Origin of the sequence: Bradyrhizobium sp. URHD0069, from assembly GCF_000701345.1 — a bacterium.
Classification (GTDB): domain Bacteria; phylum Pseudomonadota; class Alphaproteobacteria; order Rhizobiales; family Xanthobacteraceae; genus Bradyrhizobium.
This window is the reverse complement of sequence record NZ_JNIJ01000033.1, coordinates 62,080-82,031: the sequence shown is the minus strand read 5'-3', so window position 1 is coordinate 82,031 and position 19,952 is coordinate 62,080. Positions and strand designations below refer to the sequence as shown.

Here is a 19,952-nt window from a genome sequence, read left to right as displayed (position 1 = left end):
TTTGCAAAAATATTCCGCTTCCCGTTTTACCCAAATCAAATCTATAAGCCTCGCCGTCTCACCCCATGAGAGGGGCGTATCGCGATCGTCACGGACGCGGGGTGGGATGCGGTGGACGCAGCAGCGTCGGGCGCGCAATGGCAATCGCAGGGCGAGTTGAACCTCGTGAGCGAATTGCGGCGCGCAGACGAACGGCGCTGATGCGTACGGCAAAACCGTGTGGTCCTGGCACCCGTTGCTGGTGTCAAGTCGGCGGAGGTTTTGCGAGCCCAACCGGGTTCGGCAAAACCTTAATCCGCCGACGACGGTGACAAGACGAATTCGTCGCCGGGGAGAGCACGGTATAAGCCGTTAAAACCATTGCGTGCGGGAATGCCGGGTGTTCCGGTGACCTGCGGTGACTACCGTGTGCTTACTACCAATGCACACGGGCTGCGGGTGCACCGTGCACCCGGCATTCCCCACGCCCTCTGTTTTCCTGGGCGAAAGATTTTTGCATCACTCGGGCGCATCGCGCCGCGAGGATGCGAATGCACATCTGGAATTAGAATGACGCCATTGCGAGCGAAGCGAAGCAATCCATGGCGTCACGCAAGGAAAGAATGGAATTGCTTCGTCGCTCCGCTCCTCGCAATGACGGTGAAGTTACTCCGGCGCAGCGCCGACCGGCGGACCGCCGGGCGGCCGGTGCAGGTAGGTGATCGTTACAAAGGCGCCAATCCATGAACCGGCAGCCGCGAAGGCGACATAAACCCAGTTTTCCGTATAGCTGATCACGGCGTAAGACGAGAGCACATACCATATGCTGCTCCACGTCGCCGCGGGCACGCGCCGGCGAGTCACCACCGCCGAGGTGAACATCACATAGACCGCATCGGTCGCGGCAGTCGCAAGCAAAACGCCTCCGGCAGTCAATGCATCGATGGCAGCCATTGCAACTCCTTCCACGGTAAGGCAGAGCTTTGAAGGTTAGGGAAGAGTGAGGGTCATGCAAAGTCCCCGCAAAATTCTGGCCGATATCTGGACTTCCGCCGCAGGCGATCCGTCCGCGCTCGACACCGTCACGCTGACAGGCGAAGAGCCGCAACTGCCGTCGTCGTTTCGCCTCGCCGCCGCGGCGCAGGTCAGCGTTGCCGCGGCCGGACTTGCGGCCGCGCAGATCTGGAAATTGCGCAGCGGGCAATCGCAGGATGTCGCGGTCGACATGCCTCACGCGATCGTCGAATGCCGCAGCGAGCGTTACCTCCGCGTCGACGGCAAGCCGCCGCCGCCGGCCTGGGATGCCATCGCCGGAATCTACCAGACCCGAGATCAGCGCTTCGTGCGGCTGCACACCAATTTCCCGCATCACCGCGATGCCGTCTGCGAGCTCCTGAACTGCAAGCCGGAGCGCGACGATGTCCAGGCCGCGCTGATGCAATGGGACGGCGAAGCATTCGAGACCGCGGCCTATGCCGGCGGCTGCGTGGTGGCGCTGATGCGCTCGCATCACGAATGGTCTGATCTGCCTCACGCCAAGGCGCTGGCTGCGCTGCCGCCGATCTCGATCGAAAAAATCGGCGAGGCCGCCCCAAAACCCTGGCCCGTCGGCGACCGCCCGCTCGCGGGGGTGCGCGTGCTCGATCTGTCGCGCGTGATCGCGGGTCCCGTCGCCGGCCGTACGCTCGCCGTGCACGGCGCGGATGTGCTCTTGATCTCCGGCCCCGATCTGCCGGTCATTCCCTGGCTCACCATCGACAACGGGCGCGGCAAGCTGACAAGTTTTGTTGAGCTCAAGAGCGAGCAGGGACGGGGCGTGCTGCGCGATCTGCTGGCGCAGGCGGATGTTTTCTCGCAAGGCTATCGTCCGAGCGCGCTCGCGAGCCTCGGCTTCTCGCCGCAGGATGCAGCGCGGATCAGCCCCGGCATCGTCTACCTGTCGCTGTCGGCCTATGGCCATGCCGGGCCGTGGGCGGAGCGGCGCGGTTTCGACTCGCTGGTGCAGACCGCGACCGGTTTCAATCATGCCGAAGGCCAGGCCGCCGGTATCGAGGGCCCTAAAGAATTGCCGGCGCAAATGCTCGATCATGCCACCGGCTATTTAATGGCGTTCGGCGCAATGATGGCTAAGGCGCGCCAGTCGCGCGAAGGCGGCAGCTGGCATGTTCGCGTGTCGCTGGCACAGACCGGGCGATGGCTATGGAATCTTGGCCGCGTCGTCGATGGATTTAAGACCGACGATTTGAAGGCCGAATCCGTAAAGCCCTTTGTCGAAGAAGTTCCCTCGGGCTTCGGTCCGCTGCGGTCCGTGCGCCATTCGGCGGTGCTGTCGAGAACGCCTGCCTTCTGGGCGCGCCCGGCAATGCCGCTCGGCAGCCATCCGCCGCAATGGCCGGCGCTGGTTTGACCGATCGCGCTCAATGGAGTTGCAAATCAGCGGCGCGTCCAACTTTTTTTGCCTCCGTCCGGTCTCGGCCTCGCGGCCGCGAGCGAAAGCACGCAGCACCCGCTCGCAGCACGCAGCCGTTGCGCTACAGCGATGCAGGTGGCGGCTGTCCTTCGGCCAAAAACCTAAAGCTGTTCGCGTTTTTAGGTTGTTTGGAACGCCAATTGGGCAATATTAGCGCACGCCGATGAGGTATTCCTTGCCCGGAATCATCGCCGAGTGGCAGCGCCGCATGTTGTTGGAATTTACCAAGCAATTGCAGCTTCTTAGTCGTCGACGGCGGGCCTTTGCCGCGGTACTTGCGGTAGTTGCCGGCGCGGCGCTCTACGAACTTGGGCATATTGGCGGGGCAAAGCAGGGGCATTCCGAGGTGTCGAGCCAATCCCGGAAGGGATTGCCGCGCTATACGCCGACGCCGGCCGAATGGGCCAGCCTGACCATTCAGCCGGTGACCGAGCGCGCCTTCCGTGCCGAGCACGTCACCGAAGGCAAGATCGCGGTCGACGAGGATCGCGCGACGCCGGTGTTTTCGCCCTATGCGGGTCGGGTCACCAAACTGTTGGCCCGGCCGGGCGACAGCGTCGTGCAGGGCCAGCCGCTGTTCGTGATCGAGGCCGCCGATACCGTGCAGGCACAGAACGATTTCATTGCGACCACGACAGCATCGAACAAGGCCAGATCGGCGCTGGATCTGGCGCAGCTCCAGGAAAAGCGCGCCAGGGATCTGTTCGAGGGCAAGGCGGTTCCGCTGAAGGACTATCAGCAGGCCCAGGCAACTCTGATCCAGGCGCAGAACGACCTCCGCTCGTCGCAAACGGCGCTGGAGGCGGCGCGCAACAAACTGCGAATCCTCGGCCTGACCGACGAGGCCATATCGACTTTTCTGGAGAAAGGCCGCATCAATCCGGAAACCACCATCTACTCGCCGATCACCGGTACGGTCGTGCAGCGAAAGATCGGCCCCGGCCAATATGTGAACTCCGGCGCCAGCGATCCGGTATTTGTGATCGGCAATCTCTCCACGGTCTGGCTCACGGCCTTTGTCCGCGAGAGCGATGCCTCGAACGTAGCGGTGGGGCAGGAGATCGCTTTCAACATATTGGCGCTGCCGGGCCGCTCGCTGAGCGCGCGCATCAACTATGTTGCCGCGGCGATCGATCCGGCCACCCGCCGGCTTCTGGTCCGCGCCACGGTGGATAACAAGGACGGTCGCCTGAAGCCTGAAATGTTCGCGAATGTCACGATCTATTCGGCCGGCGATCACCCCGCGATCGGCGTGCCGAAGCAGGCTTTGATCTATGAGAGCGATCAGGTCCGGGTCTGGGTCGCGCATGAGGACAAGACGATCGAACTGCGCCAGATCAAGCCCGGTCTGACCAATGGCGATCTCGTCGAGGTCGAGGGCAATTTGAAGCTGGGCGAGCAGATTGTGACAAGGGGCAGCCTGTTCATCGACCGCGCGGCATCCGGCAGCTAGCGCGGTGGTGACGCAACGCATGGCAATCCATTGAAAGCTCCGATCTGAATGGATCGCCCTGTCGCCATTGCCGTCAGCCGCCGCTATTTGATGCTGGGCCTGTTCGCCATCGTGATGATCGGCGGCGTGATCGCATTCAAGCAGCTCAATATCGAAGCCTATCCCGATCCAACGCCGCCGATAGTCGACATCGTGACGCAAAGTCCGGGATTGTCGTCGGAAGAGATCGAACGCTATATCACCATTCCAATCGAAACCCAGCTCGCCGGCATCAAGAACCTGCGTACCATCCGCACCATTTCGCTGTACGGATTGTCCGACGTCAAATTGCAGTTTTCGTTCGACTACACCTATTACGAAGCAGAGCAGCAGGTGCTGAATCGGCTGTCGCAACTGGCGCCTTTGCCGGGCAACGTGCAGCCGGGGATTTCGCCGCTCAGCCCTATCGGCGAAATCTATCGCTATCGGCTGGCAGGGCCGCCGAATTACAGCGTGCGCGACCTCAAGACGCTGCAGGACTGGGTGTTGCAGCGCCGCTTTCGCGCCGTGCCCGGCGTGATCGACGTCACCGGCTGGGGCGGCAAAACCAAGACCTACGAGCTGCAGGTCGATTTCAACAAGCTGATCGCCTATGGGCTGACGCTGCCGCAGCTGCTGGAGGCCGTCAGAAATTCCAACATCAATGTCGGCGGCAACACGGTGGATATCGGCGCGCAATCAGCCGTGGTGCGCGGAGTCGGCCTGATCCGTTCGCTCGACGATCTTGCCAGCACCATGGTGTCGCAAAGCGGCGGCAATCCCGTGCTGGTCAAGGATGTCGCGACTGTCACGGTCGGCGAAAAACCGCGGCTTGGAATCGCCGGCCTCGATCAGGATGACGACATCGTGCAAGGCATCGTGCTGATGCGGCGCGGCGAGCAAAGCTCGCCAACCATTGCGCGCGTCGAAAAGCTTGTCGCCTCGATCAACAACTCCAGCATCCTGCCGCCGGGGGTGCGGATCGAGCGGATCTATGACCGCAAGGACCTGATCGACATCACCACCGCGACCGTGCTGCACAACATGGTGCTCGGCATATTGCTCATCGTACTGGTGCAATGGCTGTTCCTGGGCGATCTGCGCAGCGCGCTGATCGTCGGCGCCACCATCCCGTTCGCGCTGTTCTTCGCCGTGATCATCCTGGTGTTGCGCGGCGAATCCGCCAATCTGCTCTCGGTCGGCGCGATCGACTTCGGACTGGTCGTGAACGGTACCGTGATCATGGTGGAGGCGATCTTCCGCCGGTTGTCTCAAACCACTCAATTGTCGGAAGCGGAGCAAGGCCATATCTCCTACGACACCACGATGGGCATGAAGAGTCATGCCATCCTTGCAGCTGCCGCCGACGTGTCGCGGTCGATCTTCTTTGCAGCCGCCATCATCATCGCGGCGTTTCTGCCGCTGTTCACGTTAAGCGGTGTCGAAGGCAACATCTTCGGACCGATGGCGCGGACCTATGGCTATGCGCTGGCAGGCGGGTTAATCGCGACATTCACCATTACTCCTGCGTTGAGCGCGATCATCCTGCCTTCACATATGGAGGAAACCGAAACCCCGATCATGGCGTTGCTGCACCGGCTCTATCTTCCGGTGTTGAACTGGGCGGTTGAAAACCGGAAACTGGTGATGGCGGGCGCCGCGGGTCTTGTGGTCATGACCATCATCTTCGGTCGCCTGCTCGGACTGGAGTTCTTGCCGAAACTCGAAGAGGGCAATCTCTGGATCCGTGCGACCTTGCCCCCGACGATCTCGCTGCAGGAAGGCAATGCCTATGTCAACGAGATGCGCAAGACGATCCGCAGCTTTCCTGAAGTGGAATCGGTGGTGTCGCAGCATGGGCGGCCCGACGATGGCACCGACGCCGCCGGCCTGTTCAATGCGGAATTCTTTGCGCCGCTGAAGCCGATCGGCGAATGGCCCGGGCCGCACAACAAGGACGAACTGACGGCGCGAATGTTGGCAAAGCTTCATGATAGGTTTCCCGGCGTTGAATTCAATTTCTCGCAATATCTGCAGGACAATGTTTCGGAAGCCGTATCGGGTGTAAAGGGCGAAAACTCGATCAAGCTTTATGGCAACGATCTGCAGGTGCTCACCGACACCGCCAACAAGATCAAGTCGGTGCTTGCCACGGTACAGGGGGTCACTGATCTGGCGGTATTCACCTCGCTCGGCCAACCCACCATCCAGATCGATATCGACCGGGCGCGCGCGGCCCGTTATGGGCTGACCCCGGGCGATATCAATGCGACGATCAAAGTGGCGATCGGCGGTGACAGTGCCGGCGATCTCTATGAGAGCGGCAGCGACCGGCATTTTCCGATCATCGTGCGCCTTGCGCCCGAGTACCGGAAGAGCGCCGAAGCGATCCAGAACTTACGGATCGGCGCGGCGGGCCCGAATGGGACGGTCATGCAGATCCCATTAAGCGAAGTTGCGTCGATCAACCTGGTCTCGGGCGCCGCCTACATCTACCGGGAGCAGCAGGAGCGCTATCTTCCGATCAAATTCTCGGTGCGCGAGCGCGACCTCGGCAGCGCGATTCAGGAAGCGCAGGACAAGGTCGCGGCCCAGGTTCAGCTTCCGCCGGGATCGCGGGTCGAGTGGGTCGGCGAGTTCGGCAATCTGCAGGACGCCATCAAGCGGCTGTCGATCGTGGTGCCGATCAGCCTGGCGCTGATCGCGGTGCTGTTGTGGTTCAATTTCGGTTCGATGGTCGACACGCTGCTCGCGATGAGCGTGATCCCGATGGCGATCTTCGGCGGCGTGCTCGGGCTTTTGATATCGGGCATTCCATTCAGCGTGTCGGCTGCGATCGGCTTCGTCGCGCTGTTCGGCATCGCTGTCATGGACGGCATCATCATCCTGTCGCAATACAATCAGCTGATCGACGAAGGCTTTGACCGGACGAGGGCGGTGATCCGCACCGGCGAGCTGCAACTGCGCCCGGTGCTGATGACCTGTGTCGTCGCCGGCGTGGGGCTGTTGCCGGCAGCGATGTCGGCGGGGATCGGATCGCAGGTGCAAAAGCCGCTGGCCGTCGTCGTGGTCACCGGCATGATGCTGGCGCCGCTGGTCATTCTGGTAACGCTGCCGGTGCTGATCGCAGTCTTCTCGCGGCGGGCGCGCTGAATGCGGCGCTCAGAACCCGTAGAGCCGTGCCGGATTGTCGACCAGAATCTTTTTCCGGACCGCTGCATCCGGTGCCCATATTGGAAGCTGATTGAAAAGACGGCCGTCGTCGATCTGAAACAGCGGTGTCACCTCGGTCGGCTTTCGTCCCGGCGGCGTCACCGAGTCCGGATGTGGCCAATCGGTGCCCCAGACAATGCGATCGGAATTCGCTGCGATCAGCGCGCTGGCGAGCGGGGCCGCGTCGGGATAGTCGGGCGCAAGTTTCGAGGCCCGATAGGCGCCGGAGATTTTCACATAAGCCTTGCCTGATCGCACCAGCTCCACGAGGTCGGCAAAACCCGCCTGCTCGGTGCCGAGCTCGGCCTGCGCGCCGCCGAAATGGTCGAATACGACAGGCACCGGGGAGGCGCCGACGAGCTCCTTGATCGCGGAGATCATCGGTAGACTGGTGAACATCTGGATCTGCCAGCCGCGCGTTTTGACGCGCTCGACCGCGGCCTGAAAGCGCTGACGCCCGACAGTGGGATCGTTGGTACCGCCGGTTGCAAGATTAAGCCGGATGCCGCGGATGCCCGCCTGATTCAGGCCGTCGAGATCACTGTCCGGCGTCTTCTCATCGATGACGGCGACGCCGCGCGCGGTCGCGCCGCGCGCTTTCATGCCGAACAATGTCGACGAATTATCAGTACCGTAGACGCTGGGGGTGACGATCACCACGCGCTCGATGTGCAACGCCTTGTGCAGGGCCGCCATTTCTTCAGGGGATGCCAGCTCCGGCGTATAGACCCGGCCTGAGAAGAACGGAAATTTCTCGGGGTCGCCGTGGATATGGGTGTGGCAATCGCAGGCGCCGGCGGGAACGTCGAACTTCACCGGCGTCGATGGCTGGGCCGCTTTCGCGAAGGCGGCTCGGTTAGGCATGATCACCCCGGCGGCAATGGAGCAAGCAAAATACTGCGTCGCGTCAGCATTGGTGTTCTCCCTTGTTTCTCGCGCATTCAGTTGCGCGCTTGGGGAGAGAATAGCACGTTATGCGGTCGGCGCAGCGTCGCAGATATTAGGCCGTATCCTATTGCCCCGATGGCGTACGCAGGCCGTGCCAGGCGTCGCGCACCTGATGGTAGTGCACCTCCGGCAGATAGTCGGGCGTATTGAGCGAAAGCGTCTTGACGTCGAGTCTGCCGATGGCGCTGAGCATCGCATAGGAAGCGATCACGCGGTCGCGTTGCGCGCCGATCAGCCGCGCTTTCGCCGAGATCAGATCCTGCTGGGAGTTCAGCACGTCTAGTGTTGTGCGCTGGCCGCCCTGCGCTTCCTTCTGCACGCCCTGCAGCGCGACGGTCGCGGCGCGCACTTCGGATTCCGAGGCCGCCACCGCGATCTTGGCGCCTTCATTTGCCACCCACGCGCCGACCACCGCGGTGCGGGCCTGATTGCGAACCTGATCGAGCACCAGCCGGCTTTGCGCGGCCAGTTCCTTGGCCTGCCGCGTCTGCGACGCCGCGCTGCCGCCGTCATAGATCGGCGCGTTCATCTGCGCGATTACAGAAGCCTGGTCGGTCCTGAAGGTGCTGAGCGTGGGATCGGAATCCCTGCTGTGGCTGGCGCTACCTTGCAGCGTGACACTTGGCAGCAGGCTGCTTTCGGCGACGCGGATGGTGGTCGAGGCGACATCGACGTCGAAGCTTGCGGCAAGGACGGCCGGATGCTCCTTGAAGGCCTGCGCTGTCGCGTCGTCGCGGCTGCGCGGCAGATACCGGTCGACGGTTTCGGCGGGAGTCAACCGGGAGGGCGGGTTGCCGATCACCTGGGTATAGGTTGCCTGGCTGATGGCGAGATTGACCTCGGCGGCGTTCAGATCCGCAAGGCCCCGGTTAAGCCGCGCTTCGGCTTGCGCAGTGTCGGTCGGCGTTACGTCGCCTGCGTTGAGACGCTTTTGGGCGATGCCGAGGGTTTCCCGCAAGAATGCGACGTTGGCGCGTTGCGCCTCGACCAGCGACTGATTGGCCAGCACGTTGGTGTAGGCGGTGACGGCGTCGAGCAGCAGGCCCTGACCGATATTGCGTAGTGCCTCGCGCCCCGACTGCACCTGCAGTTCCGCCACCCGCACGCTGTTGGCGGTCTTGAAGCCGTTGAACAGCGTCTGCGTCACCGTCACCCCGATGGTCCAGGGCTTTAAAGTCGCCGATTGAACCGTGTTGTCCACCAGCAGGTCGCGCACTGCCTGCAATCCGGCGCCCAGACTGGCGACAATCTGCGGCCGGTAACCTGCGAGTGCCTGCGGCACGTTCTCGTCGATGGCGCGCTGCCGCGCCCGTGCGGCATTTAGCTGCGGATTGTTTTGGTAGGCCTTGGCCAAAGCCTCGGGGAGGGCTTCGCCCCGCGCCGCGCTAGCTGCAAAACCGACACAGGTCGCGACACCAAGGCAAATACCCGATCGCAGCACGCGTTTTCCCACGTCGCCTACTTTAGCGGCACTCTTAATCATAAAGATCCTGTTGCAACTCTGGTCGTCGGCCCCCGCCTTCGACACGTTTACCTGTTTAGACGGCGCTCCCGCCACAGGCAAACGGTCGCGCCTGGAAAGGACGCGGAATTGAATTTTTCACCGGAGGTGTTGCGCGAACGACCTACTGCCTGGCCGTTTCCGGCGCTTGCGGTAACATTTGCGTGTCCAAATGCAGTGAGGACGCCGACCGTTACCAACCCGGTTCAGGCAAGTTCCTCCGCAATAGTCTTGCGTACACGCAGTTCACGTAAATTAGCAAATACCGCAAATACCCGGGAGGGAAGTGTAATAACTTCGCCGGCGCAGCCGTTGCGCAGGGGACGACGAGATCACCTGTTCTTATTCACCGGCTTGCGCTTTTCGATGAAGGCTGCCATGCCTTCGGAGCGATCTTCGAGCGCGAAGGTCGAGTGAAACAGATCGCGTTCGACCTCAAGTCCTTCGGACAGCGGCGTCTCGAACGCGCGGTTGATGGCGCTCTTGGCCATCGCGGCGGCGGGGCGCGACATCGAGGCGATTTTTTCCGCCATCGATAGCGCTTCTTCCATCAGCTTGTCCGCCGGCACGACGCGGCTGACGAGGCCCGAGCGCTCCGCTTCGGCGGCATCCATCATCCGCCCCGTGAGACAGAGATCCATCGCCTTCGATTTGCCGACCGCGCGCGTCAGTCGCTGCGTTCCGCCAATGCCGGGAATGGTGCCGAGGGTGATTTCCGGCTGGCCGAACCTCGCGGTCTCCGCGGCGATGATGATGTCGCACATCATGGCGAGTTCACAGCCGCCACCGAGCGCATAGCCGCTGACGGCGGCAATGGTCGGCTTGCGGCACTTGGCGACGCGGTCGCCGCCGATGGTGGTGAAATCGCTGGAGAACATGTCGATGAAGGTTTTCGGCTGCATCTCCTTGATGTCGGCGCCCGCGGCGAAGGCTTTTTCACCGCCCGCCAGCAGGATGCATCCGATACCGTCGTCGGATTCGAGTTCGTCGACCGCGGCGGCGATTTCTCTGAACACGCCGAACGACAGCGCATTGAGCATCTTCGGGCGGTTGAGCGTGATGACGCCGACCGCGCCTTTGCTTTCGACGATGATGTGTTCGAACGTGCTCATGGTCCACCCCGTGCTGATTTCGCGGGCAATGTGCCCGCTGGCGGGATGAGCTTCAAGAGGGATTGCGGCCAGGCTTCATCCCGTCATAGGGATGAGCGTGAGCGACGAAGCAATCCAGTCTGGGCTTGCGGCCTCCGGGTTGCTTCGCTTCGCAATGACGCTACGCCATGAACATGCGCGCGGCGGAAGCCATCGTCAGCAGCGCACCGAAGCCGATGAAGATTTTCCCGATCAGGGAGGCCTGATCCCAGGTGGAACTTTCAGTATTGCTTGCGACCATCGCGAACGCGCTCGGCGCGACGGGCACTGCCGGCGGCTCGACCGAGGCCAGCGCCAGGGTGGGCGCTGGTGGTTGCGTGGCCTGTAGCGCGCGATCGATATCGTTGAGCTGATCGGCGGAGACCACCTCGGTATCAGTGGCCGGTTGCGCCTCAACCGGCTTGTCTGGCGCGTTCGCGTTGTGGAGAATTTCGTTGGCGCGGGCGGACATCGCCTTGGCTGCGTTGCTGGTTGGCGTAGCGGCGGTGGCCAGTTGCGCATGGGCATTGGCCACCCAAAGCGGAATCGCAGATGAATTGTCACCGCCGCTATCAGCGACGTTGGTTACATCGGTCTTCTTGCCGGTATCGGATTTCTCCGCGACCTTTTCGGATTTACGCTGCGCGGATTTTTTCCCGTGCCGCGAGCCGTGTTTGGTGTATTTGTTGAGCGCCATGGGTGCGTCTGTGGCACTCTGCGATGTCGCATACTTCGCCGTATCCTCGTCCGGTGCCGCTTGCGATGGCCCCGCGAAACACACAAAGAGCCCTGTTGCCAGTATCCATGTCGCTAGTATCGATGCCGAGCGCCCGCTGGCTGTGATTTTCATCTGGCGATCTCCCCATTTGCCAGCTCCCGAGACGAAAAGAGACCCTGCGGCGTGTCCGCAGCGGGGCAGAAAAAGGGAATCTTCGCGCTACACCGGGCGAAAGCAGGGCAGCAGCCGGTGCGTGGTTGCAGACATTTCGTTCGCGAATTCTTTTTTGGAATCAAGGCGGCGGGTGTCAGACAGGATCGATCGATGTTATCAGCCTGCCGGCAGCGGAGTCGGGTTTGCGATTCCCCGGCGGGCGGGGCGCGAGGCGAAGGCGCCGATCACGAGTTCGTGATCGAGGCTTGCTGACGTAACAAATTGAAAGATCGATCGAATTGCGGTGTAGGAGCGCGCGTGCGCCAGCATGAAGACGAATGGACCGGCCTGATGCGGTCGGCGATTTCAGGAGACAGTGCGGCGTATCATCGTCTGCTCAAAACCGTCACGCCGGTGTTGAGGGCCGCAGCGCGCCGGGGTCTCGCGCGAGCAGGGCAACCGGTCGATCAATCCGAGGACATCGTGCAGGACATTTTGTTGGCGGTGCATCTGAAGCGGCATACCTGGGACATAAACGCGCCGTTCGCGCCTTGGCTGTTTGCGATCGCCCGCAACAAACTGATCGATGCGTTGCGTCGCCGCGGCCGGCGGGTTTTCGTCAACATCGACGATTTCTCCGAGACGATGGCGAGCGAGCCGGCCGCGGAGACCGCGCCTGCGAGCGAAGTCGCGGCGCAGCTGCAGTCGCTACCGGCGCGGCAGCGCGAGGTGTTGCAGTCGATCGCGGTCGACAGCGCGTCGATCAAGGAGACCGCGGCGAAATTCGCGATGAGCGAGGGGGCGGTGCGCGTGGCGCTGCATCGCGGGCTTGCCGGCCTCATCGCCAAACTGCGGGAACACTGAGAATGGAAACCGATCAGCTCATTCGAACCCTGGCCGCCGATAACGCGCACCAAGCGCGGCCGGTCGGATTGGTGCTGGCACTGGCGTTGCTCGCCGCGGCGCCGGCTTCGGTGGCGATATTTTTCGTCGGGCTCGGCGTGCGGCCGGATGTCATGACCGCGATGCGCAATCCCTTCTTCGATCTGAAGTTTGCGGTGACGCTGGCGCTGGCGATCCCGGCCATCGCCATCAGCCTGCATTTGTCGCGGCCGGAAGCTTCGCTGAATGGCTGGAGATGGCTGTTGTTGATTCCGGCCGGACTTCTGGCCGCCGGGTTGTCAGGGGAGATGATGATGCCGCAGCGGCTACCGATGATGACGCGGCTGATCGGCAACAATTCATGGGTTTGCCTGGTCGCCATTCCGCTGATGTCGCTGCCGCTGTTGGCGGCGGCACTGATCGGCTTGCGTCACGGTGCCCCGACCCGACCCGCGGTCGCCGGCGCGATCGCCGGACTGTTGTCGGCGGGCTTGGCGGCGACGCTCTACGCCGCGCACTGCGCGGATGATTCACCGCTGTTCGTGGCGACCTGGTACACCATCGCCACCGCGCTGGTGGCCGCGATCGGCGCGCTGGCGGGATCGAAGGTGCTGCGGTTCTAACGGCGCAATTCAGTGTCGTCCCGCCGTTGGTGACATGAATGTGACGCCTGGCGTATTGCCTGCTCACGCCGCCGGCGCTGAGGCCTGCTGCATGCGGTGGAAGCGCAGCACCTGCTGCGCGGTCGAGGGGCGCAGCCGTTCGTAGGTGGTCTTGCAGGCCGCAAGATCCGTGGGCTTGATGCCCGAAAGATCGTCGCGCATGCTGATGATCGCCCTCACCGTCGACCACGAGAACCCCGCGACCTTCGCCAGGATCATGACACCCTCGCAACGGGTTTCCACCATCATTTGCTCGGCGATCGACACTGGAACGTTGGCGAGCGCTGCAATCGCGGCATTGGCTTCGTCGAATTTGCTCGCGTCGGCAAACGCCGCGACCTGGGATTCGTCGAGCCGGCCGTCATCGTAGAGTGATTTGACGAGCCCGTGGGCGATTACCGTCTCCTGGGTAATGGCCGAGGCTGAGGAACGCGCGAGCCGCGTCGCCTCTCGTAGTGCGATCGGAACGTCCGCTGCGTGCTGCGGGTTGGCGGCCTCGAGCCGCGCCCGCACCGTCACCGAGGCCTTCGCGAGCAGCCTCAGGTAGAGATGCCGCGGAATCGTCGGATGCAGTCCGATGCAGGTCGCAAGATTGTCGTTGCTTTCGGCACGATCGACCAGCCGGCTAAAGCCGCGTTCGGAGAATTCCGCACCGGGATTGTCGACAGTGCTCTGGATAACCTCGTCGTTGCCACGCAGCACCAGCACGTCGGTGACCGCGCCGCTCAGCACCCTCCGCGTCGAAATCGCCATCAAATGCGCCTGACTCTTGCTGCGTGCCGCTTCAATCAGCGCGTCGTCGTCGAGCCGCTCCGAGCGCGACAGCACCGGAGCGGCGACCTCGATGAGATCGTCGAATGCCAGCGCGCGGACGGTGAGCGGCGGCGCGTTATCGATCGGCGCCAGACGATTGGCGAGCAGCGCCTTGGCCGAGGCCTCGATGTGAAGCATCAGGCATTGGAACACGTCGTCAAACAGTTCGATCTGTTCGCCCGAATAATCCACCGCGCCATTGAGGAAAAGATCGGTCACGCGGCGCAGGGTTTCGACCCGGCGCGCCACTGTCCCGTGCGTAAGCGTGGCCTGCAACTCGTCGAGCAGGCTTTCGGAAGGGGAGGCGACTTTCGAACTCATGACTCTATCCTGGAGCATTCGGATATCTTGACCAGCGACGATTTCTTGGTCCCCGGTAAGTGAAGTGATCGGATCAGGTACTGGCGATGCGGTTACGGCCTCGTGCCTTGGCCGCATAGAGCGCGTTGTCGGCGCGGGCGAAAAATGCATCGTCGGTCTCATCCGGCCTCAGCGTCACCACGCCTGCGGAAATCGTCACCCGCATGTCCGGTGAGAACGCGCTCCAGTCGAGATCGGCGACGATTGCCCGCAGCCGGTCAAGGATGCGTGCGGCAGTATCATGGGGTGTGTCGGGAAGTACCAGCAAGAATTCTTCGCCGCCGTAACGGCCGAACTTGTCGATAGCGCGGATGTTCGCGAACACGGTGATGGCGAACGCCCTGAGCACTTCATCGCCGGTGGGGTGGCCGTAGGCGTCGTTGATGCGCTTGAACCAGTCGAGATCGATCAGCGCGATCGAGCAGGGCGTCTTGCTGCGGTGGGCGCGGGCGATCTCGTCAACCAGCATTCGCATGATGCAGCCACGGTTGAGCGAGCCGGTCAGCTCGTCGAGTTCGGCAAGCTCTTCGATGCGCTTATAGGCCGCCTTGAGTTCGAAGCTGCGGTCATAGAGCATTTTCCGCATTGAACTGCCGTACAGTCCGACAAACGCACATTGTCCAATCGTCAGCACGTAACACAGCGTCGCGGCAAAACGTTCGGCATGGGTGTCAACGGGCATGCCGATCGGCGTGCTGGTAAAGAAAAAAATCGGAGCCAAACCCACTACCGTGAGGGTCCACGCAATGGTTGCCTGCCGGGGAGTCATCCGCAGCGCGCCGAATCCGAAAATCAAGAACACGACGCTGAGAAAAACGTAGCCGATTTCCGGTGCCGCCAGCAGGAAGCCGAGCCGGAGCGCGACATGGCCGCCGACCTGAAAGACCGTGAGATAGTGATCCTCGAACCTGTCGTTGAAATGGGCTTCGGACAGTACGAGAAAAAATCCCGTCAGCCCTACGCCGGACACGAAATAGGCCGTGGGAATGACGATCGAAATCGTGCCGGCGTAACAATAGACCAACAGGATCAGCGTACTCAGCGAGCAACTGACGACCTGCACGGCGAGCATTTGACGGCGCTGGCCGACGCGGCGCTTCAGCACCTCCGACGTCAGCCCATCGGGGCGCGCGGGCGCATGGTCGGCGCTCCGGTCTTCAAGCAATGAAGCTGCGCTGCTCATGTCCCGCCGTCGGTGGAATACCTGAGGCGGAACTCTAGGGAGCAAAGCCTTTAGGTTTGGTATCTTTCACTGCCGAATCTGGTCGATCGAAAGTTTCCGTTGTCCTTGTTTGGCAATGGAAATCAGCTGGATCAGGGTAGGGTGGCGAATCTGCCGGGCGCCAGGCGAACGGACCAAGCGAATGCTGCCGCGATCAAGCCTTGGTAGCGCCCGAGATCTGCGGGGTGGGAAGGGCCGCTGTATTATGATACCCCTTCCGTTTATCCTTTGCCGTACACCCGAGGGTCGGTTGGAAATGACCATTTGTGCGGGACATCACAGATACGGGCGGGCTATTGCGATAATCTGAAGAATCTTGCCTTTGCAATCGAACCACCCGGCAACCCAACCCGACCAACCTTGCGAGACGGCCATTGAGTGCGACACAGGCGGCTTCGGACGACGTCCTGATCGCTCGGATCGCTCAAGGCGACCGCCTCGCCATGCAGGTGCTGTACGGAAGGCACCATGTCAGGGTGTTTCGCTTCGGGTTGCGGCTGGTGCGCAATGAACAGGTCGCGGAAGACCTCATCAGTGAGGTTTTTCTCGATGTGTGGCGCCAGGCCGGCAAGTTCGAAGGCCGATCCGCCGTTTCCACCTGGCTCTTGGCAATTACACGCTTCAAGGCCCTGTCGGCGCTGCGCCGCAGGAAGGACGTTGAACTGGACGACGAGGCCGCCAACGCGATCGAGGATACCTCCGACGATCCCGAAGTGGCGGTGCAGAAGAAGGATACCAGCGGTGCGTTGCGCAAGTGCCTGACCGCACTTTCGCCGGAACATCGGGAGATCGTCGATCTTGTCTACTACCACGAGAAGTCCGTGGCAGAGGTAGCTGAAATCGTCGGCATCCCGGAAAACACTGTGAAGACCCGCTTGTTTTATGCGCGCAAGAAATTGGCCGAACTGCTGAAGGCGGCCGGCTTGGAACGAGGCTGGCCCTGATGGCGATGAGCAAAAAAGTACTGGCGCAAGAGCCCAGCGAAATGGAAATGCTGTTGCCCTGGCATGCGGCCGGCACGCTGAATGCGCGCGATGCCCGCCGGGTCGACGAAGCGCTCGCCCGCGATCCCGAGCTTGCCAGGCAATACGCCGTGATCCGGGAAGAGTACGCCGAAACCATTCATCTCAACGAAAGCCTCGGTGCGCCGTCCTCGCGCGTTATGCAGAAGCTGTTTGCGGCGATCGACGGAGAGCCGGCGCGCAGCCCGTCGGCGTCGCTCAATCTCTCCGCGCGGATCTCGGAATTTTTCGCAAGGCTCTCGCCACGGACGCTGGCCTGGTCGGCGGGCCTGGGCGCGCTGGCGCTATTGTTACAAGCCGGCGTGATCGGTGCGGTGCTGGTGAAGAACCAGGCGTCGTCGTTCCAGACGGCGTCGTTGAGCATGAACGAGCCCGTCACCCGCTCCTTGGGGACGGAAGGTCCGCCACGTGCGCTGGTGCGGTTCGCGCCGGACGCACGCGTCGCCGACATTACGGCGCTGCTCGACAGCTATCAGGCCTCGATCGTCGGCGGCGCCAAGGGTGGCATGTTTCGGCTGCAATTCGGCAACAAGGCGATGACGAGGGATGAGATTGCCGGGCTGATGAGCAAGCTGCAACGCGAGAAGATCATCAGTCTTGCGGTGGCTGCGCAGTAGGAGCGTAGCGCTTCCTCGACCGCATAAGCCCGAGGTCTCATGGTCCACAATGATGCTAGCTGGCGGATGAAGACGCGGCGTGCGGCGCTGGCTTTTGCGGTAGCGGCTTTGTCGTTTGCGGACCTCGATGGCTCAGTAGTTCAGGCGCAAAGCGTCATGCGCTCGCCTAACCTCAACGTTCAGTCGCGAATTCCAGGCATCAATTCGACCGTGACGCCGCGGATCAATCCGAACATCGGCGGGGGGATTACAGCAGTCGGCAGAACGGCACCTAACCCGACGACCGACCTATCCCTCCTGCAGCTACGCCTATCGCGGCAGCGACGGCGAATGCTCGAACAAGCCGGTGTCCTCGGCCGATGGCAGCGGCAACGGCGGATCGTCGGGCAAGAGCAAGAACAAGGACAGCAACTCCCGCCGCAATGTTTCGCAGACAGTCCTCGATTCCCGGACGATCGCCAATGAAATCGTGGCCGAGATCGACGGCTCGCTATCCGGCGCGCAGACCGACGAATTGGCGCGACGCCATGGCCTCATGCGTTTGCAGTCGCAGAATTTTCCGCTTGTCGGCGCCACCATCGGCCTGTTCCGCATTGCCGATCGCCGGACGGTGCAGAAGGTGAGCAATGAGCTTGCCGCGCACCCCAGCGTTCGCTCGGTGCAGCCCAACTTCCGTTATGTGCTGCAGGATCAGAAGGCGGTGTTGAGCGAAGGCGATCCCGCGCAATATGCGCTTCTGAAGCTTCGATTGACCGAGGCGCACACCCTGGCGCACGGCGCCAATGTCACCATCGCCGTGATCGATTCCGGAATAGACGCCAAACATCCGGAACTCATGAACTCAATCGGAGATACTTTCGATGCGCTTGGCAGCAAGGAAGGTCCGCATGTCCACGGCACCGGCGTTGCCGGCGCGATCGTGTCGCACGCGCGGCTGATGGGCAGCGCGCCGGAGGCCAGGATTTTGGCGATCCGTGCGTTCGGCGCGGCGCGGAGTGGTGCGGAAAGCACGTCGTACGTGATCCTGAAGGCGCTCGATTATGCAGCGCTGCATGGCGCGCAGATCGTCAATATGAGCTTCGCCGGTCCCAAGGATGCGTTGATCGAGCGCGGTCTCAGCGCTACCGCCGCCAGGGGCATCGTGCTGGTCGCGGCCAGCGGCAATGCCGGAGCGAAATCGCCGCCGCTGTATCCCGCGGCCAGTCCGAACGTGATTGCGGTCAGCGCCACTGACGTCCAGGGCAGGTTGTTTACGGCGTCGAGCCGCGGCAGCCATATCGCGCTATCCGCTCCCGGCGTCGATATTTTTCTGCCCGCACCGGACGAAAAATATCAGATGGCGTCCGGCACCTCGTTTTCCGCGGCCTATGTCAGCGGCCTTGTGGCGCTGATGCTGGAGCGCAATCCGGCGTTGAAGCCGGGAGAGGTGCGTGCGATCCTGATGAAAACGGCCCGCGATCTCGGCGCACCCGGCCGCGACGATTTGTTCGGCGCGGGAGAGGCGGATGCCTACGCAGCGGTCACGGCGGTCTCCATCGCCCCGGCGTTGCCAGTCGCGGCGGCTCCGCTGCCGCCGGCGGCTGAAAATGTTTCGGGCCGGTAGGATGTTCCTGCCATCAGGGCCTTGGACCAGCCGGCTGCCGCCGCGGCCTCCGGTAAATCGGCCATTGGGGAAGCCAATCGCGCCGCCCCGCAACAGGTTCCCGCCCCAATACGCCTGCCAAAAAACGCAAAAAATCGACTGATGATTTGAACGCGCTGCTCCCTCCCGCGACCAATATCTGTGGGAGCGGTAATCCCTCCCCATCGAGGCTGTATTCGGCGCGAGCGCCCATCCACCCAAGCGCCCATATGGCATGACCCGTCCGGTTGTCCCCCCGGACGGGTCTTTCGTTTCCGGGGAAGCGCCCATCGGCCCATACGCTCCACGAATCGGACTGTCATCGCCCGGCTGATCGGGCGACCCAGTATTCCAGAGCTTCAGCCATTTAACCTCGACGCTGCGGCGTACTGGATCGTCCGCTTTCGATAACGGTTTCCTGTGAGGAGCCGATCGCAGATCCACCATGCTCGCATGCGGCTTGACTGTGGAGTAGATAGGAAAACCGCTAACTCCTGCGGCTGACTTTCGACCGCGGGCCCCTTATGCGGTCGCTCACTGGACAACGCAGAAAGTTTTCCACAGAATATAGCTGTCACGTCCAACTGATTCGTCCCCGTTGCGTCGCGTCCGTTCTTCCTCTTTGCGGGCTGGTTCATGACACATCGAGCAGACGTGGCACGAGGCCGCGGCACGGTCGCACGCTGGTGCGCCCTTGCCGAGCAACGGCTGGAGCATCTCACCGAACTTTTCGAGACCGGCCGCTGGCGCCGCTACCACACCGAAACTGTATTTCTGGAGAAAATCCGGGAGGCCAAGGCGGCGGTGGAAATCTGGCGCGATCTGTTGCTGCGCGCGGCCGCCCACGACAATTCAGCCGTCGATATCCGCGGGCTCGGTCGCACTGCAGCGACATTGCCGCGCGGCCACACCTTGGGCGATCGGGTTCATCGGCTTGAGGTGCAGGCGGCGGAGATCCCGGAGGAGCCGGCATCATCAGATGCCTTGATCGCCGCCGTGGAAAGTGATCACGTGAGCTCGGATGACGCACCTTCAGCGCCTGCGATGGACCACGCTTCGGAGCTGGAGATAACCGCAATAGCGGAACGCTATCCGCTGCTTCGAAATACATTGTAGGGGCAGTCTGCCCACGGCTGTCATCCTGCGAGGCTCGGCAAGAGCTCGGACCCC

Annotated in this window: 15 protein-coding genes and 1 pseudogene; 9 read left to right on the top strand and 7 right to left on the bottom strand. The window is 62.3% G+C overall.

Features of this window, described 5'->3' with window-relative positions:
- Positions 1-645: 645 nt before the first annotated feature.
- On the bottom strand, positions 646-933 hold the full coding sequence (locus N554_RS0120480; protein ID WP_029585181.1) for a hypothetical protein: 288 nt from the start codon (positions 931-933) through the stop codon (positions 646-648).
- Between the two features lie 55 nt (positions 934-988).
- On the opposite strand from N554_RS0120480, the gene N554_RS0120475 reads away from it, so the two are divergent.
- The 3 genes from N554_RS0120475 to N554_RS0120465 all read left to right on the top strand — a co-directional run bounded on the left by N554_RS0120475 (position 989) and on the right by N554_RS0120465 (position 7,073).
- Positions 989-2,386 (top strand): CoA transferase, encoded by a 1,398-nt coding sequence (locus N554_RS0120475; RefSeq protein ID WP_029585180.1) that lies wholly within the window; start codon positions 989-991, stop codon positions 2,384-2,386.
- A gap of 271 nt (positions 2,387-2,657) precedes the next feature.
- Entirely contained in the window at positions 2,658-3,902 is a 1,245-nt protein-coding gene (locus N554_RS0120470; protein WP_029585179.1) for an efflux RND transporter periplasmic adaptor subunit, read from the top strand.
- A 48-nt stretch (positions 3,903-3,950) separates the two neighbouring features.
- Positions 3,951-7,073 (top strand): efflux RND transporter permease subunit, encoded by a 3,123-nt coding sequence (locus N554_RS0120465; RefSeq protein ID WP_029585178.1) that lies wholly within the window; start codon positions 3,951-3,953, stop codon positions 7,071-7,073.
- 9 nt (positions 7,074-7,082) lie between these two features.
- On the opposite strand, the pseudogene N554_RS0120460 reads toward N554_RS0120465, so the two are convergent.
- From N554_RS0120460 to N554_RS0120445, 4 genes and pseudogenes are all read right to left on the bottom strand, one after another.
- A pseudogene (locus tag N554_RS0120460) lies at positions 7,083-8,047 on the bottom strand (amidohydrolase family protein).
- 98 nt (positions 8,048-8,145) lie between these two features.
- Positions 8,146-9,564 carry a TolC family outer membrane protein gene (locus N554_RS0120455; RefSeq protein WP_029585176.1) on the bottom strand — a complete coding sequence of 473 codons (1,419 nt, stop codon included), beginning with the start codon at positions 9,562-9,564 and terminating at the stop codon, positions 8,146-8,148.
- A gap of 350 nt (positions 9,565-9,914) precedes the next feature.
- Complete coding sequence (locus N554_RS0120450; RefSeq protein ID WP_029585175.1) at positions 9,915-10,694, bottom strand: enoyl-CoA hydratase; 780 nt, start codon at positions 10,692-10,694, stop codon at positions 9,915-9,917.
- A gap of 160 nt (positions 10,695-10,854) precedes the next feature.
- Entirely contained in the window at positions 10,855-11,562 is a 708-nt protein-coding gene (locus tag N554_RS0120445) for a hypothetical protein (protein ID WP_029585174.1), read from the bottom strand.
- Between the two features lie 339 nt (positions 11,563-11,901).
- Between N554_RS0120445 and N554_RS0120435 the strand changes: the two genes are divergently transcribed.
- Positions 11,902-12,447 (top strand): sigma-70 family RNA polymerase sigma factor, encoded by a 546-nt coding sequence (locus tag N554_RS0120435; protein WP_029585173.1) that lies wholly within the window; start codon positions 11,902-11,904, stop codon positions 12,445-12,447.
- Between the two features lie 2 nt (positions 12,448-12,449).
- Positions 12,450-13,088 (top strand): NrsF family protein, encoded by a 639-nt coding sequence (locus N554_RS0120430; protein ID WP_029585172.1) that lies wholly within the window; start codon positions 12,450-12,452, stop codon positions 13,086-13,088.
- 63 nt (positions 13,089-13,151) lie between these two features.
- Here the strand turns inward: N554_RS0120430 and N554_RS0120425 are convergent, their stop codons facing one another.
- Together N554_RS0120425 and N554_RS0120420 are read right to left on the bottom strand one after the other, a co-directional pair.
- Entirely contained in the window at positions 13,152-14,261 is a 1,110-nt protein-coding gene (locus tag N554_RS0120425) for a DUF2336 domain-containing protein (RefSeq protein WP_029585171.1), read from the bottom strand.
- 73 nt (positions 14,262-14,334) lie between these two features.
- On the bottom strand, positions 14,335-15,483 hold the full coding sequence (locus N554_RS0120420; protein ID WP_029585170.1) for a sensor domain-containing diguanylate cyclase: 1,149 nt from the start codon (positions 15,481-15,483) through the stop codon (positions 14,335-14,337).
- A 413-nt stretch (positions 15,484-15,896) separates the two neighbouring features.
- Here N554_RS0120420 and N554_RS0120415 point away from each other — a divergent pair, with 413 nt between their 5' ends.
- The 4 genes from N554_RS0120415 (at position 15,897) to N554_RS0120400 (ending at position 19,898) form a co-directional block, all read left to right on the top strand.
- Complete coding sequence (locus N554_RS0120415) at positions 15,897-16,466, top strand: sigma-70 family RNA polymerase sigma factor (RefSeq protein ID WP_029585169.1); 570 nt, start codon at positions 15,897-15,899, stop codon at positions 16,464-16,466.
- Positions 16,463-17,161, top strand: coding sequence for a hypothetical protein (locus N554_RS0120410; RefSeq protein WP_029585168.1), 699 nt, complete (start codon positions 16,463-16,465; stop codon positions 17,159-17,161). The genes N554_RS0120415 and N554_RS0120410 overlap by 4 nt, the downstream gene beginning before the upstream one ends.
- 346 nt (positions 17,162-17,507) lie before the next feature.
- Positions 17,508-18,764, top strand: a complete 1,257-nt coding sequence (locus N554_RS36180) for a S8 family serine peptidase (protein ID WP_371259507.1) — start codon at positions 17,508-17,510, stop codon at positions 18,762-18,764.
- A gap of 654 nt (positions 18,765-19,418) precedes the next feature.
- Positions 19,419-19,898, top strand: coding sequence for a TIGR03809 family protein (locus tag N554_RS0120400; RefSeq protein ID WP_029585167.1), 480 nt, complete (start codon positions 19,419-19,421; stop codon positions 19,896-19,898).
- Positions 19,899-19,952: the final 54 nt, after the last annotated feature.